12 protein-coding genes are annotated in these 14552 nt (G+C 47.1%); 7 read left to right on the forward strand and 5 right to left on the reverse strand.

From position 1 onward, the window contains the following. Positions 1-120: 120 nt before the first annotated feature. Positions 121-1611 (reverse strand): UxaA family hydrolase, encoded by a 1491-nt coding sequence (locus AC55NX_RS15060; protein WP_496996468.1) that lies wholly within the window; start codon positions 1609-1611, stop codon positions 121-123. A 314-nt stretch (positions 1612-1925) separates the two neighbouring features. On the opposite strand from AC55NX_RS15060, the gene AC55NX_RS15065 reads away from it, so the two are divergent. The 4 genes from AC55NX_RS15065 to AC55NX_RS15080 are packed head-to-tail and all read left to right on the forward strand — an operon-like array spanning position 1926 to position 6262. After that, positions 1926-3359, forward strand: a complete 1434-nt coding sequence (locus tag AC55NX_RS15065; RefSeq protein ID WP_496996469.1) for a tagaturonate reductase — start codon at positions 1926-1928, stop codon at positions 3357-3359. Between the two features lie 38 nt (positions 3360-3397). Further along, entirely contained in the window at positions 3398-4390 is a 993-nt protein-coding gene (locus AC55NX_RS15070) for a C4-dicarboxylate TRAP transporter substrate-binding protein (protein WP_496996470.1), read from the forward strand. A gap of 52 nt (positions 4391-4442) precedes the next feature. Continuing rightward, positions 4443-4973, forward strand: a complete 531-nt coding sequence (locus tag AC55NX_RS15075; protein WP_496996471.1) for a TRAP transporter small permease — start codon at positions 4443-4445, stop codon at positions 4971-4973. Positions 4974-4975: 2 nt separating this feature from the next. Further along, a complete protein-coding gene (locus AC55NX_RS15080) occupies positions 4976-6262 on the forward strand; it encodes a TRAP transporter large permease (protein WP_496996472.1) in 1287 nt (428 codons plus the stop codon). 153 nt (positions 6263-6415) lie between these two features. On the opposite strand, the gene AC55NX_RS15085 is transcribed toward AC55NX_RS15080, so the two are convergent. Then, positions 6416-7321: a GntR family transcriptional regulator gene (locus AC55NX_RS15085; protein WP_496996473.1), complete on the reverse strand. Its 906-nt coding sequence runs from the start codon at positions 7319-7321 to the stop codon at positions 6416-6418. A gap of 134 nt (positions 7322-7455) precedes the next feature. Between AC55NX_RS15085 and AC55NX_RS15090 the strand changes: the two genes are divergently transcribed. Next, positions 7456-8475, forward strand: coding sequence for a zinc-binding alcohol dehydrogenase family protein (locus tag AC55NX_RS15090; RefSeq protein WP_496996474.1), 1020 nt, complete (start codon positions 7456-7458; stop codon positions 8473-8475). 41 nt (positions 8476-8516) lie between these two features. Here AC55NX_RS15090 and AC55NX_RS15095 read toward each other — a convergent pair whose 3' ends face one another. Next, positions 8517-10586: a glucose PTS transporter subunit IIA gene (locus AC55NX_RS15095; protein WP_496996475.1), complete on the reverse strand. Its 2070-nt coding sequence runs from the start codon at positions 10584-10586 to the stop codon at positions 8517-8519. Between the two features lie 18 nt (positions 10587-10604). Further along, complete coding sequence (licT, locus tag AC55NX_RS15100) at positions 10605-11453, reverse strand: BglG family transcription antiterminator LicT (protein ID WP_496996476.1); 849 nt, start codon at positions 11451-11453, stop codon at positions 10605-10607. Between the two features lie 326 nt (positions 11454-11779). Between licT and AC55NX_RS15105 the strand changes: the two genes are divergently transcribed. Beyond that, on the forward strand, positions 11780-13324 hold the full coding sequence (locus AC55NX_RS15105) for a methyl-accepting chemotaxis protein (RefSeq protein WP_496996477.1): 1545 nt from the start codon (positions 11780-11782) through the stop codon (positions 13322-13324). A gap of 36 nt (positions 13325-13360) precedes the next feature. On the opposite strand, the gene AC55NX_RS15110 is transcribed toward AC55NX_RS15105, so the two are convergent. Next, complete coding sequence (locus AC55NX_RS15110) at positions 13361-13681, reverse strand: hypothetical protein (protein ID WP_496996478.1); 321 nt, start codon at positions 13679-13681, stop codon at positions 13361-13363. 203 nt (positions 13682-13884) lie between these two features. On the opposite strand from AC55NX_RS15110, the gene AC55NX_RS15115 reads away from it, so the two are divergent. After that, positions 13885-14427, forward strand: a complete 543-nt coding sequence (locus tag AC55NX_RS15115) for an RNA-binding S4 domain-containing protein (RefSeq protein WP_496996479.1) — start codon at positions 13885-13887, stop codon at positions 14425-14427. Positions 14428-14552 lie beyond the last annotated feature (125 nt).

Consider the following 14552-nt stretch of genomic DNA (forward strand, 5'->3'; position numbering starts at 1 on the left):
TTTGCTCAGAAGTCCCTTTTGATCAAGGAGCCACTCAAGCATTACGCCCGGCAGATGCATTCACATCGCCGGGCGCTGCCGCTGACTTGCTGAGGGATTTGCAGACAACGTCAAGGGTAACTAAAGCGTCACCCCCGATTTAAAGATCGCGAGTTCACGAAAATCATTCTTTTCATTGTTAGCCGGCTCACCGCTGGCAATCGCAACCACGCACTCAATAAACTGGTCGAGAATCTCGGGCATGGTGACGCCTTCCACCAATGGGCCGGCATTGAAATCAATCCAATGCGGTTTTTTCTCCGCCAGCTCAGAGTTGGTCGCGATCTTCATGGTCGGCACAAAACCACCGTAAGGCGTCCCACGCCCCGTAGAGAATAGCACCATATGACACCCGCTCGCAGCCAGCGCCGATGTGGCAACTGCATCATTGCCCGGTGCACTCAACAGATTTAAACCGGGTAAAGACAACTTCTCACCATAGGCCAGTACATCAATCACCGGGCTATTGCCCGCTTTTTGCGTACACCCCATCGATTTATCTTCGAGCGAAGAAATACCGCCTTTTTTGTTCCCCGGTGACGGGTTCTCATAAATAGGCTGCTCGTGGGCAATAAAATATTGTTTAAAGCCGTTAATCATGCCCACCGCCTTATCAAAGGTTGCTTCATCGATGCACCGTTCGAAAAGAATATGCTCGGCACCGAACATCTCCGGAACTTCGGTTAACACCGACGTGCCCCCGAACTGGATCAGGTAGTCAGAAAACGCCCCGAGCATTGGGTTGGCGGTAATCCCTGACAACCCGTCAGACCCGCCGCACTCTAAGCCGACGCGTAACCGGCCGATGCTCATCTCGCTACGCACATCACGCTGTACGGTCTGATAAATTTGCGTTAACTGTTCAACAGCCGCAGCCACTTCATCCCGTTCGTTTTGCGCCACCATGTAACGTACCCGATCGGGATCGACGTCACCCACCAGTTCCTGAAACGGGACGATCTGATTGTTCTCACATCCCAACCCTATCACCAATACCCCACCGGCATTGGGATGTTTGACCATGTTGGCGAGGATTTTGCGGGTATTTTCATGGTCCTCACCGAGCTGTGAGCACCCATAGTTATGCGTAAACAGATGGATGCCATCACATTGCAGTTGAGGATGGTTCTGTTTGAAGCGTTCAACCGCCTGTCTTGCAATGCCGTTGACACAGCCGACTGTCGGTATCACCCAGATTTCGTTGCGAATCGCCACGTCGCCATTGGCACGCTCATAACCTTGAAAGGTGCGCTCTTGCGTGCTCAGCAGTGGCACTTGGGCAAATTTGGGCTGGTATTGGTAGCTATTGGTATCAGACAGATTGGTCTTCATATTGTGGGTGTGCACCCACTGCCCGGCTTCAATATCTGCCGTCGCACCACCAATCGGACTGCCATATTTAATAATGTTTTCACCACGCGAAATAGGTCGAATGGCCACTTTACTGCCCCGTTCGACATCTTCTGCAACGGTGATGATCACGCCATCCACATCAAGCTGCTGATGGGCCTGAATCGCGTCGAGACAAACGACAACATTGTCGCTTGGATTGATTTTGATGAACTTTTTCATGGGTATCCCTGTTAAGTGACCCCGTCCGACTCATAGAGTGTACTCTGCGACCTGTATTTTAAGCAAATAAAAAACAACCCATCTTAAAAAAATACGCCCTTAAAATAACAATTCTCATATTCAACCCGTTTTCAATAGCCAAAACGTGATAAAAATCGGAATAAAAAACAGATAAAAAACAGACAAAAATGATCACTTACACGTTTGAAGGTTTTTTGCTGTTACAATTTTTTTACCTGACCTTAGACTTGCCCTAACTCATTCGATAACACCTGTCCGACACACAGAGTTACGTATAATCTTAGGGATATGAAATGACGCTACTGAGCAGAGACCTAGCAAGCCAACCCCATCGGCCTGAAAAAATCATTCAGTTTGGTGAAGGTAATTTTTTACGCGCATTTGTCGACTGGCAAATTGATCTTCTCAATGAACGGACAGACTTCAATGCCGGTGTGACCATCGTCAGACCGATTGATGCCGGGCATCCCAAACTGGATACCCAAGGCGGGGTTTATACCGCGCTGATTCGCGGCATAAACGAAGCAGGGCAAAGTGTCTCGCAGCCACGGATTGTCACCTCGGTTAACCGGGAAGTGCTGGCTTACGGTGAGTATGAGCAAGTACTGCAAATTGCCGAAAACCCAGAATTAGAGTGGGTCGTCTCCAATACAACCGAAGCCGGCATTGCATACGATGCACAGGATACCTTCAACGCATACCCGCCGAAGACCTTCCCGGCGAAGTTAACGCAGTTTTTGTTCCGTCGCTATCAGCATTTTCAGGGGCGTCAGGATAAAGGACTGATCTTACTCCCTTGTGAACTGATCGATAACAATGGAGAAAAGCTGCAAGAGATGGTGCTCAAATATGCCCGGCTTTGGGAACTTGAAGACGGTTTTACCGATTGGATCTTGACCGCAAACACATTTTGCTCGACGCTTGTTGACAGAATTGTTACCGGTTATCCAAGAGATGAGATTGATGCTCTCGAAACCACCTTGGGCTATCAAGATAAGTTTCTTGTGGCAGCTGAATATTACTACTTATTCGTGATTCAAGGACCACAGTGGCTCAACGACAAACTCAAGTTGGATCAGTGCCAGCTCAATATCAAGATTGTTGACAACATTAAGCCTTACAAAGAACGCAAAGTCGGTATTTTGAATGGCGCGCATACTGCGATGGTGCCGGTGGCTTACTTGTCCGGTCTGGACACCGTCGGACAAGCCATGCAAGACGAGGATATCACTACATTTCTTGATGCTCTGCTCAATGACGAAGTGATTCCATCACTGTCGATGACCGAAGAAGAACTTCAGGCATTCAAAGAGAGTGTGTTGGATCGCTTCAGAAATCCTTATATCAAACATTATTTGATTTCGATTGCGCTCAACTCGCTGACGAAATTTAAAACCCGGCTCCTGCCACAGCTGATTACTTATACCGAAAGCCGGGGAACCGCACCGAAATATCTCAGCTTCAGTCTCGCAGCGCTCTACTGTTTCTATCTGGGCCAGCGTAACGGGGATGATATTCCGCTGAATGATGATGAACATTTGTTAGCCCATTTCAAGACGTGGCGTGCAACCACGGGTAGTCATGCAGTTCCGGTCAGGGATTTTCTCGGTCTGCAACAACACTGGGATGTTGATTTAACCAAACTCCCGAATTTAGAGCACCTCGTTGTGAGGTATGTAGATACGATTCAATCAATTGGAATGAAAGAAGCACTGAAGAAACTTTAAGTTTTTCACCGCAACAGAACTGATAAAGGAATAAACCCATGAAAACCCTGCAGCATAATATTAAAAAATTAACTTCGGCAATCGGTCTGACACTCGCTGTGAGTTTCGGTGCCAATGCAGCCACTGAAATCATGATTGCTTATGGTAATCAGCCCGGTGAACCGATTGATAAAGCGATGCACTACTGGGCCGATCAAGTGCAAGAAAAGTCACATGGTGATATTAAGTTCCGCCTCTTCCCTTCCAGCCAGCTCGGCGGTGAAACCGAAGTCATGGAGCAAGCGAAACTGGGGGCGAACATTATCACGATTAGTTCTTACGGCTATCTGATGGATACCATCCCTGATTTTGGGGTGATCAACGCGCCTTATCTGTCTCAGTCGTTTGAGAAAAAATCGAAACTGCTCCATACCGATTGGTTTAAAGGCCTCAGTCAGCAACTTGAAGGAAAGGGCCTGAAGATCGTCGTGCCTGATGTGGTCTATGGTACGCGTCATCTGCTGTCTAAAAAACCGGTTCATACTCCGGCTGATCTCAAAGGTGTCAAAGTTCGCGTGCAGCACTCGCGTTTATTTGTTGCCACCGTCAAAGCGATGGGTGGTATCCCGACTCCGATGTCTCTGTCTGACGTTTATCCGGCTCTCTCTCAAGGAGTGATCGATGGGGTTGAAAACCCAGCCGTGGTTCTCTATGGCGGTAAATTCTATGAAGTGGCGAAGAACCTCAGCTTAACGGCTCACACCAAACACATGTCGCCATTTGTGGCGGGGATGAACTTCTGGAACAGCTTATCTCGAGAGCAACAAAACATCATCGTCAGTACCAGCCGGGATATGGTGAAGTATGGGGCGAACCTGATTGCTGAGAGTGAAAAACAAGCCATCGATCAGCTGAAAGCCCAAGGAGTGACCGTCAACGAAGTCGATATTCCGGCTTTCGAAAAAGCCGCCCGTCAGGCGGTTCAGAATGACTTCCCTGAATGGTCTCCCAATTTATATAAAGACATTCAAGAAAAGCTATCTCAGTTGTAATCATGACGGGGCTCGAGTCTGAGCCCCGTCGTCAAGCTTTTTGGAGCTCATCATGGAAACTCAAATGTTGCAAAATCAGGTCGTTCCAACCTCAAAAAACAGGCTTATCGCCGTTTTAGACCGTATCAGTCAGCTCGATACCGTGATTGCCACAACCTCACTTGCGCTCATTGTTTTGCTGATGAGCTACGGTGTCATTACCCGGTATGTGTTCAATTCTCCCAGTTCATGGGTTGAAGAAGTCTGTCTGGCGCTGTTTACTTGGACAACCTTCATGGGAGCCAGTGCCTTAATGCGCACCGATGAAGTGGTACGGATTGATTTTTTATCGCATAAACTGCCTGCGGCGGCGGCACATGTCCTCGATAACTTGATTCGGCCTCTATTTGTTATTTTTGCGTTGACTTTCATCATCAATCTGGGATGGAAATTACTGCCATTTTCACAAGTCCGGTTCACGCCCTCACTCCAGATTCCATACGTCTATATCTATGCTGCAATTCCGTTCAGCGGCATGTTTATGCTGTATCACCAATTGAAACATCTCTATACCTTTTTCACATCGCGTCGTAAGGAAGACTAATCATGTCCGTTATTTTACCCATTTCTGCACTGCTGTTTTTATTTGTGCTAGGGATTCCGGTTGCATTTTGTATCTTCATCGCGACACTGACTTATTTCCTGCTCAATAGCCACATGCCGATGATGATTCTGATTCAGCGGCTTGCCGGTGGTCTGGATTCCATCACACTGCTTGCCATCCCGTTTTTTATCATGGCCGGTGTATTTATGAACTATTCGGGGATCAGTAAACGTCTGCTGAAATTCTCCGAGGTGCTGACGGGACACATGAACGGTGGCTTGGCACAAGTCAACGTCATCCTCAGTACATTAATGGGAGGTCTGTCCGGCTCGAACATTGCGGACGCAGCCATGAGCTCTAAACTCCTGGTGCCACAGATGGTGAAACGAGGCTATAGCGCGTCATTTTCTTCTGCGGTCACTGCAGCGTCATCACTCATCACGCCGATTATTCCGCCGGGCATCGCCCTGATTATCTACGGCTATGTCAACAATGTCTCCATCGGAAAATTATTTCTTGCCGGGGTGGTGCCGGGTATTTTACTCTGCCTGATGATGATGCTTTTGGTTGCCTTTATTGCCAAAAAACGCAACTACGCACCGATTCGTGAAAAGCGCGCTTCTGTCCGTGAAATCACGGTCTCGGCCAAAGATGCCTTTCTTGCCTTGCTGCTACCGGTGATCATTATCGGCGGGATTCGCTTCGGGATTTTTACCCCGACTGAAGCCGGTACGGCGGCGGTCATTTATGCACTGGTTCTGGGCATGTTCGTCTATAAAAATATGAACACTCAGACGCTGTGGGATGCCACCAAAGAGTCGGTTCTGGCCTCTGCCAATGTCCTGTTGATCATCTGTATGGCTGTGGGCTTTTCTAAATTCCTCACCTGGGAGCGTGTACCCCAACAGCTCGCAGCCTGGCTCACCGCTACCGTGGAAAGTCCGCTGACATTCCTATTGCTGGTCAATCTGTTCCTGTTAATTATCGGTATGTTTCTGGAAGGCAATGCGGTGATGATCGTTCTGGCTCCGCTGCTGGCACCGGTCGCTCAGTCTTACGGCATCGACCCGGTTCACTTTGGGATCGTCTTTATTTTCAACGGTGCAATTGGCACCATCACCCCGCCGCTCGGAACGGTGATGTTCACCACATGCTCGATCACCAAGGTGTCGATTGAAGATTTCGTCAAAGAGATCATGCCGTTCTGGATTTTACTGATTGTCGCCCTGCTGATGCTCACCTATATTCCGGTGATCTCAACCGGCCTGCCCAATTTAGTCTTCGGATAAACCATAGCTATCAATACAAACGGGCCCATGAGGGCCCGCTGTTTGACGGCAAATAGCGTGTCTGTCCCGCGAACAAATTCAAATAGAACAAATTAGAGCGTCTGTCCCGCTAACACGTCTGATAACAAATAGCGCGTCTGTCCCGCGAACAAATCAGAGCGTATTGGTAATCAGGCTGTTTTCCATGGTACGTTTCGCGGTCTGCAAATGGCGTCGTAACTCGCCCATCGCTCCGAGATCATCCCCGCTAATCATCTTGCTCAGAATTGCCATATGCTCTTCAATCGCCACCATGTTGCGTTTGCGCAGATCCGTGTTGTCCCACTGATAGTGATAATGGAAGATCACCGAAATGATGTCATAGAACTGATCCATGAAAGGATTATTTGAGGCGGATAGTAACAGCGAGTGGAATTTATGGTCGAGTTCAGAAAATGCCTGATATTCACTCACCATGGCATCTCGCAGTTCCCGGTGCTCATACAGCAGGTATTGAGCCTTCAGCCACCGCTCATCACTGCGCGGTAAGTTCATGAAGCGATTCAAAGCATGACACTCCAGCATCTCCCGTAACTCAATTAAGCTCGCGGCATAATGTTCATCAAAACGAATCATCCGCCACCGGCCGCGGTTGATATTCTCAATAAAATTAAACCGGGAAAAGCGGATTAAATGTTCACGGACAACCGAGGTTGAACACTTGGAGCGTTTCGACAACTCAAGCTCAGTAAATTCCTGCCCCGGCAACATCCGTTTATTTTTAATCTCATCGTTGAAGAACACTTCAAAGACTTTACTTTGCAGATCTTTCTCTGACATCGTCGTGGCGTATTCATCTTCTTCTGAGGGTAAACGCGCCACCTCCCATCCGCTTTCGGTCTCGCTGAATATTCCCTTGTCGCGCAGATCGTTCATGATATGCCGAATCGTGGTACGACTGACACTAAACAAGTCAGCCAGCGAAGACTGAGACGGTAACGGTGACTCAATATGTTCGAGACGAACTGCATCGAGTAACTGGTTCGCAATGATCTCGCGAAGTTTTTTATTTCTAGCCATTGATGCCCTCCATCCCTATAAAATACCATTAAAAAGCAGAAAAGATTGACTATGCCTGAGCATTTTCGAGAATTTAATCAAATAAAAAACAACCTAAATACAATGTTTTTATGCGTCCATCATGAGAGATACCTATGAAAACATTAATCTGCGATAAACCGTTTGATCTGCAGTACGTCGAACAAGCTATTCCGCAAGCGCAAGACAAAGAGATTCTGGTGAAAGTCTCCTCCGTCGGTATTTGTGGTACCGATATCCATGCCTACACCGGCAATCAGCCGTTCTTCTCTTATCCCCGAATTCTCGGTCACGAACTCTGTGGCACCGTACATGCGTTGGGGCAAGGCGTCACCAGCGATTTCGCCGTGGGGGATAAAGTCGCCTTAATCCCCTATGTTGCCTGTCATGCCTGTCCTTCTTGTCAGAGTGGCAAAACCAACTGCTGTGAAAATATCTCCGTGATCGGTGTTCATCGCGATGGCGGATTCAGCGAATACCTAACCGTGCCGGAAGGCAACCTGCTCAAAGTGAACAACGTAGATGATCAAACCGCAGCGTTGATTGAGCCGATGGCGATCAGTGCCCATGCGGTCCGGCGTGCAGATGTCAAACCGAACGAAGCGGTGTTGGTGGTCGGTGCCGGTCCGATTGGGATTGGTGCTGCGGCAATCGCAGCCGCTGATGGGGCCAATGTGATCATGGCGGACACACAACCGGAGCGGATCGAACATGTCCGGCGCGAACTGAATCTGCCGACACTCAACCCACTCGATGAAGACTTCCACGAGCAACTGGCAGCGGCATTCGGCGGCTCACTGGCTCAGACCGTGATTGATGCCACCGGTAACCCTCGTGCCATGAATAGTGCCGTTAACCATATTCGCCACGGTGGCAAAATCGTCTTTGTCGGGCTGTTTAAAGGCAATCTGGAAATTAATGACCCGGACTTTCATAAGAAAGAAACTACACTGATGGGCAGTCGTAACGCAACGATGGAAGACTTTTGCAAAGTGCAGCACCTGATGGAAGAAGGCGTACTCACTTCCAGTATCATGCTGACCCATACTTTTGATTTCAATACGATTGGTCATAGTTACGAAGCCGATGTGATCAATAATAAAGCGCTGCTCAAAGGCTTAATCAAAATGAGTTAGTCACTCAAACGAGCAGTCACTGAATAAATTAGTCACCTTGATTAGCAATCACTATCGCCGAGCAAGTATTGCTCTTGCTCACGGTGAGTCATAGCAGTGTCGGCCCGGACGGTCAGCAATACCGTGCCATGTTCAATCGGGTCTCCCTTCTGAGCATGGCATATCACTTCAGCAGCATACTCCTCGGCATTTTTGATAATCACCACCGTTTCTAAATCGTACCCCATCGCAGATATAGCCGCATAATCAAAATCGATGAGCGGTTGCCCTCGCTTCACCTGTGTTCCTTTTGGCAATGGCGCGGAAAAATGCATCCCTTTCAGTTTTACCGTATCAATGCCAATATGAATAAAGACTTCCACGCCCTGCTGAGTTTTGAGACCAATCGCATGACCGCCATTGAAATCGGAGACCACTTCACCATCGACCGGAGCATACACGGTGCCACTGTCAGGAATAATCACAATCCCCGCCCCTAAAATCCCCATCGCAAAAATCGAATCTGTCGACTCTTCCAGCGGAAGAATCTCCCCGGATAAAGGAGAAAAAATGGTTTCACTGAATGCACTTTGAACCGATTCATCAGCGGCCATCGGTTGTTGCTTAATTAGTTGCTGCTTAATTTGTTGTGTCTTAACTGCTGATGTCTCAGCAGTATGCTCGACTCCCGGCTCTGGTGAGCATGTGCTTGCTTGCGCATGATCTTTGTTAACATCGGCGTCCTTCCGGGGATGAGGTGCTTTCAAAGCAGGCTGACCGGAGAAATAATAACTCAAGTACCCCGCAAATAATGCAGCAATGATATTGGCGGCTAAAGCTGCATAAACGGTGGCATCAATCCCATGTTCAGGAATAATTTGTGCCATAGTAAACAGGCTCATAATTCCCATGGAATACACTTTGGTTTGATAAAGACCAACCAACAACCCACCTAAAGCGCCTCCCAGACACCCAAACAGAAAAGGCCGTTTATTGGGTAATGTAAATCCATACACCGCAGGCTCCGTAATCCCCAAAAATGCCGTGACAGAAGCAGAACCCAATAGTCCTTTCCGCTTCCGATCTTTTTCACGAAAAAACAGTCCGAGACAAGCACCGGCCTGCCCGAAGACTGCGGGCATCAGCAAAGGTATCAACACATCATAGCCATAGACAGAAATATTATTCATTATCGCTGGCACCAGCCCCCAATGGATGCCAAACACAACGAGGACTTCCCAAATCGCCCCCATCAGTAACCCGGCAATTCCGGGGCCAACCTGATACAGCGAAATAATCAGCCATGATATTTCAAAGGCGATCCAAGATGAAAAAGGTCCGATAAAAATAAATGTCATCGGGACAGTCACAATAAGACACAGCATGGGAATCAGTAAATCTGCAAAAGAAAACGTTATGTATTTCGCGAGCCAATGCTCAAGTTTCGCATTCATCCAAGCCGCAAGTATCACCGGCAGAACACTCGATGAATAATCAATATAATAAATGGGTAAGCCTAAAAACGTATCGAGCGTCTGACTGCTATAAGCACTTTGTGAGAAAAATAAACCGGCGGTGCTGATAATATCAGGGTGAACCATGGCAGCACCGATTGCCATCCCCACAAACGGGCGTCCCTTAAACTTTTTGGCAGCGGTATAGCCCAGAAAAATCGGCAGAAAGATGAAGGTTGATGTCGATGTAAGACTCAGTAAACGATACACACCGCCATCCGTGTCAAGCCAACCCAGTGTGGAAAATAACGTCAACATCCCGTTGAGAATGCCGACACCCGCTAATAACCCGAGTAACGGCGTAAAAATGCTGGTAATGATATCGATAGACTGGTTAAAAAATCCGTAAACGTGTTTCTCTTCCACGTTTTCACCTAACAGCACCAGAAGCTCATGATAGATTTGGGCAACATGTCCACCGACTACGATATGATACTGGCCCAAGCTCTTCATCACCGTGATAATATCCGGCAGATCAAGAAGTTTTTCACCTGCGACTTTCTCTTCATTTTTCAACACAAAACGCAGGCGTGTCGTACAATGAACGACACTTTTAATATTATTCGCACCACCGACAAAGATTAGAATCTGGCTCGCCAGTTGCTGATAATGATTCATTTCATCTTTTCTCTGCAATCATGGATGAGCAGCCCGTCTGACCCGCTCTATATGTATCGTCAGAAACATCATCTCTTCTGAAGTCATCTCATGTTGATATTTTTTTGCGACGTACTGCCCAATTTTCTTTGTACAATCAAATGATTGCGGATATTTCTCTTTAATAGAGATAAACAGTGAGTCATCATCTGATTGAATTGTTGTCTTATGAATGAGTCGATGCGCAAAAAATTTCAAATGGGTCACTAATCGTTGAAAATCGGTACTATTTTCATCGAGACTGATTTGTATCTGGTACTGGATCATCTGCACAATATCACGAATCAGATTGGTCACACTGATGGTATTGTTCATATCTTCATTGAGCTGCGCATTCACTAAATGCAACGAGATAAAGCCCGCTTCATCTTCATCAAACTGAATCCCCGAAGCTTCCTTCAATAACCGTAATGCTTCAAGGCCGACCCGGTATTCCTGCGGATAAAGTTGCCGGATTTCCCATAACATCGCATTTTTGATCTGCTGCCCTTTCACCATTCGCTCCAGAGCAAAGAACAAGTGGTCAGCCAGTGAAATACGCACACTCGGATGCAACTGTCCCGGTAAATCCCGCTCCGCTAAGCCCACGATTGATTCCGTGACAGAAAGCAGTTCTAAAGGAATTTTTCCCAGCAGTTCGTGATAACGCGCGTCGAGTGCTTTATCGTCAGTTTTGGTCAGAGTAAATACTTTTTCAATCAGTTGTTGATGAATTGACATCCCTTTCTTCATTTGAAAGCCGATCCCTTTGCCCATCACAACTACTTCGTGCCCATGCTCATCAACAGAGATAATGACATTATTATTGAGTACTTTTTCAACCTTCATGTTCATCCAAACTCGTTTTTATATAAAAAAACCTGAAGATTTCAAAACAATGCGGGTAGCAAATGCTTTGAGATCTTCAGGTTTTGCATGCTTATGCATTAACAATCCATATCCAGCGTCAACATAGCATGTAATTTGAGACACTATCAATGAAAGACCATGTAACTGTGCTGCACAGCACAGTATAAATAGCGATTGACTTGATGACCCATATCAACATCCTGTCATGTTTATTTGATAGAATTGTAACTCTATGCAAATGACTGCGCTTAAACACAAAACACTGCATGAATCATCACGGACAGATCGATAGTAAAGAGATTACGATGACAGACAAAAGAGTCAGTTTTTCAGAGCATGACAGCCTCATATCAACTACATCCCCCGACAGCCATATCACCGACTGCAACGCCGATTTTTGCCGCATTGCCGGTTATCAACAAACGGAACTCCTCGGTAAACCACATAATATCATTCGCCATCATGACATGCCGCGGGCAGCTTTTGGCCAGTTGTGGGAGTATATCCAATCGGGTAAGAGTTGGATGGGACTGGTCAAGAATCAGTGTAAAAATTCCGGCCATTATTGGGTCTCTGCTTTTGTCACACCGATCATGGGCAAAGATGGGAAAATCTACGAATATCAATCCGTCAGAACACAGCCTACGGATGAGCAGATTTCGCGGGCAACCTCTCTGTATCAGCGTTTGAAAAAAGGCCCGGTCACCATCAGACGTATCCCATGGTTCAGTCTTTTGCTGGGGCTGACATTCATACAACTTGCAACCCTGCTTGCTTTCGCGTTTAAGCTCTTTTCGCTGCCGCTCACACTCGGGGTGATGCTCCCATCGGTACTGCTCCAGATCGGGTGTTCATTTCGATTGAAACTGCGCATGACAACCTTGAATGAACTGGCTCAAGACCATTACAGCAATCCCCTCATGGAACAACCTTATACCGGCCATTGTGATGATTTCTCCCGCATCGAGCTGGCACTGCTGATGAAGCGTGCAGAGTTGAGAGCGGTAACGGCTCGGGCCAAAGAAACGTCCGGCGCCCTGCTTCAGGCAGCCAATGAAGAAGTACACAACCGCCAGTTGATTGATCGAGAGTTAAACGAACAGGAAACAGCCACCAGTGCGATGGCAGTTTCAGCTGAAGAAATGCAGGCCTCAATTGATGAAGTCTCCAAACAGGCGAAACAGAGTGCAGAATTTGCGAACGATGCGCAAAACAAAGCGCAGGAAGGCACTCAGACCATTGATGAAGCCGTCCGGACCGTTCATCTGTTGAGTCAACATTTAGAACATTCAAAAACTGCGCTGAACCAACTGTATAGCGATGTTGATGGCATCGAAACGATTCTGGAAATGATTCAAGGCATCGCAGAGCAAACCAACTTATTGGCCCTCAATGCCGCGATTGAAGCAGCCAGAGCCGGTGAGCATGGGCGCGGCTTTGCGGTGGTCGCAGATGAAGTCCGTGCCTTATCAGCCAAAACAAGTACGTCTGTCGGAGACATCCGCTCAAAGATTGAAGTGCTGCAAACAACTGTCAATAAGACGGGACAGTTGATGACGGAAGGCGTCAAGGCTTCAGAACAAAGCGTCGTCAAATCACAACAAAGCAAGGAATCATTCGAGGCAATTGTGAGTGATTTAGTCTCCATCGGCGAGCAAAGTGCGTACACGGCACAAGCCATCACCGAACAAGTACAAGTGACCCAAGGGATCAACGCACATGTGATGCGGATGAATGATGCGATTCAGTCGACAAAATCACTCTCATCATCATCGGTTGAACGGACGCATACCCTTGTAACTCGTCTGGAAAGCCTGCAACGACTGGTGCAACAATTTAGTCATTCGTAATCATACTCAGCGTCAAACATCCGGATAGCATGACCGCTATCCGGATGTTTGACGTTTTATCAAAGGCTGAACCAAAACGTCACTTAACCAATACCTTAGATTAACGCGACTAAAGCTCACCTGATGTTCCCCGGTATTCTCAATCTCTGAACTCTCAAACTTAAACACAACATGACGGATACTTCCCCATGACGATGAGTCGTAATTAATGGTCATCGCGGGATTAAAGGTAATCGTTTTCTCAAACCATTGTGAACCGTCAGTATATTCCGGATAGCAGCCCGTCGCAGCCGACACCGAAGCGCCCCACAATGCGGTGACAACAAATGCAACAGCACGCTTTACTTGTTTCTTCATATTCACGCCATATATTGTGTTAAACAAAAGGGGTCCAATAATAAACTAAGTGAATATCTAAAACAAAAATTACATTTAAAACAAATAATTAAAATATGAAAAATATCTCTCCCGACCACTATTACTATTTTCGATAAATAGCATTGTCACTTTCTCCGACAAACCGATACACTCTCCCCAAAATCATCTCTCAGAATTTAGCTATGCAAAACCATGACAACCACGCTGATGAAGCAGCAGAAATTGAAATCGAAGCGATTGGCATTGAAGTCAACCATCAGCCCATCGAACTATATAAAGTTCTGAAATTAGCCAATGTGCTCAGTGGTGGCGGAGAAGCCAAATATGCGATTGCTGACGGATATGTTGTGGTCAATGGTGAGGTCGAACGGCGCAAACGCTGTAAAATCTATGACGGTGATCTCGTCGAGTTTAACGGTGAATACTATCTGGTGATTTGTGATGTTCCTGTGGCTGAGCCATCTCAGTCTGCGCCCGTTCGGAAGAAGCCGAGTCCGGCCCGTAAAAAGACATCTCAGACAACAGATTCAGAAAATGTTTCGCCGCGTAAAAGCAAAAATAACCGAGCGAAAAATCCCGCAGCGAAGAAAAAGTCACCGCAGCCAAAACAGCAAAAGACCAATCCGAATAGCTCAACCACGGGAAAAAATAATCAGCCTGAACCGGATAAAAAAACCACTGAACGTGATGCGGTTAGTGGACGCAACTCGATTAAATTTTTCTAATGCGATGGCGTGGGGTTGGCTGATGAAGTCACAGCGCATTGGTAATGAAGAGCTGGTGATAGCAGTTATTAGAGAGCCCGACATGGTCGGGCTCTCTTGAGTCATACACAAGCTCAGAATATCAC

This window comes from Vibrio rubrogenes, from assembly GCF_059641415.1.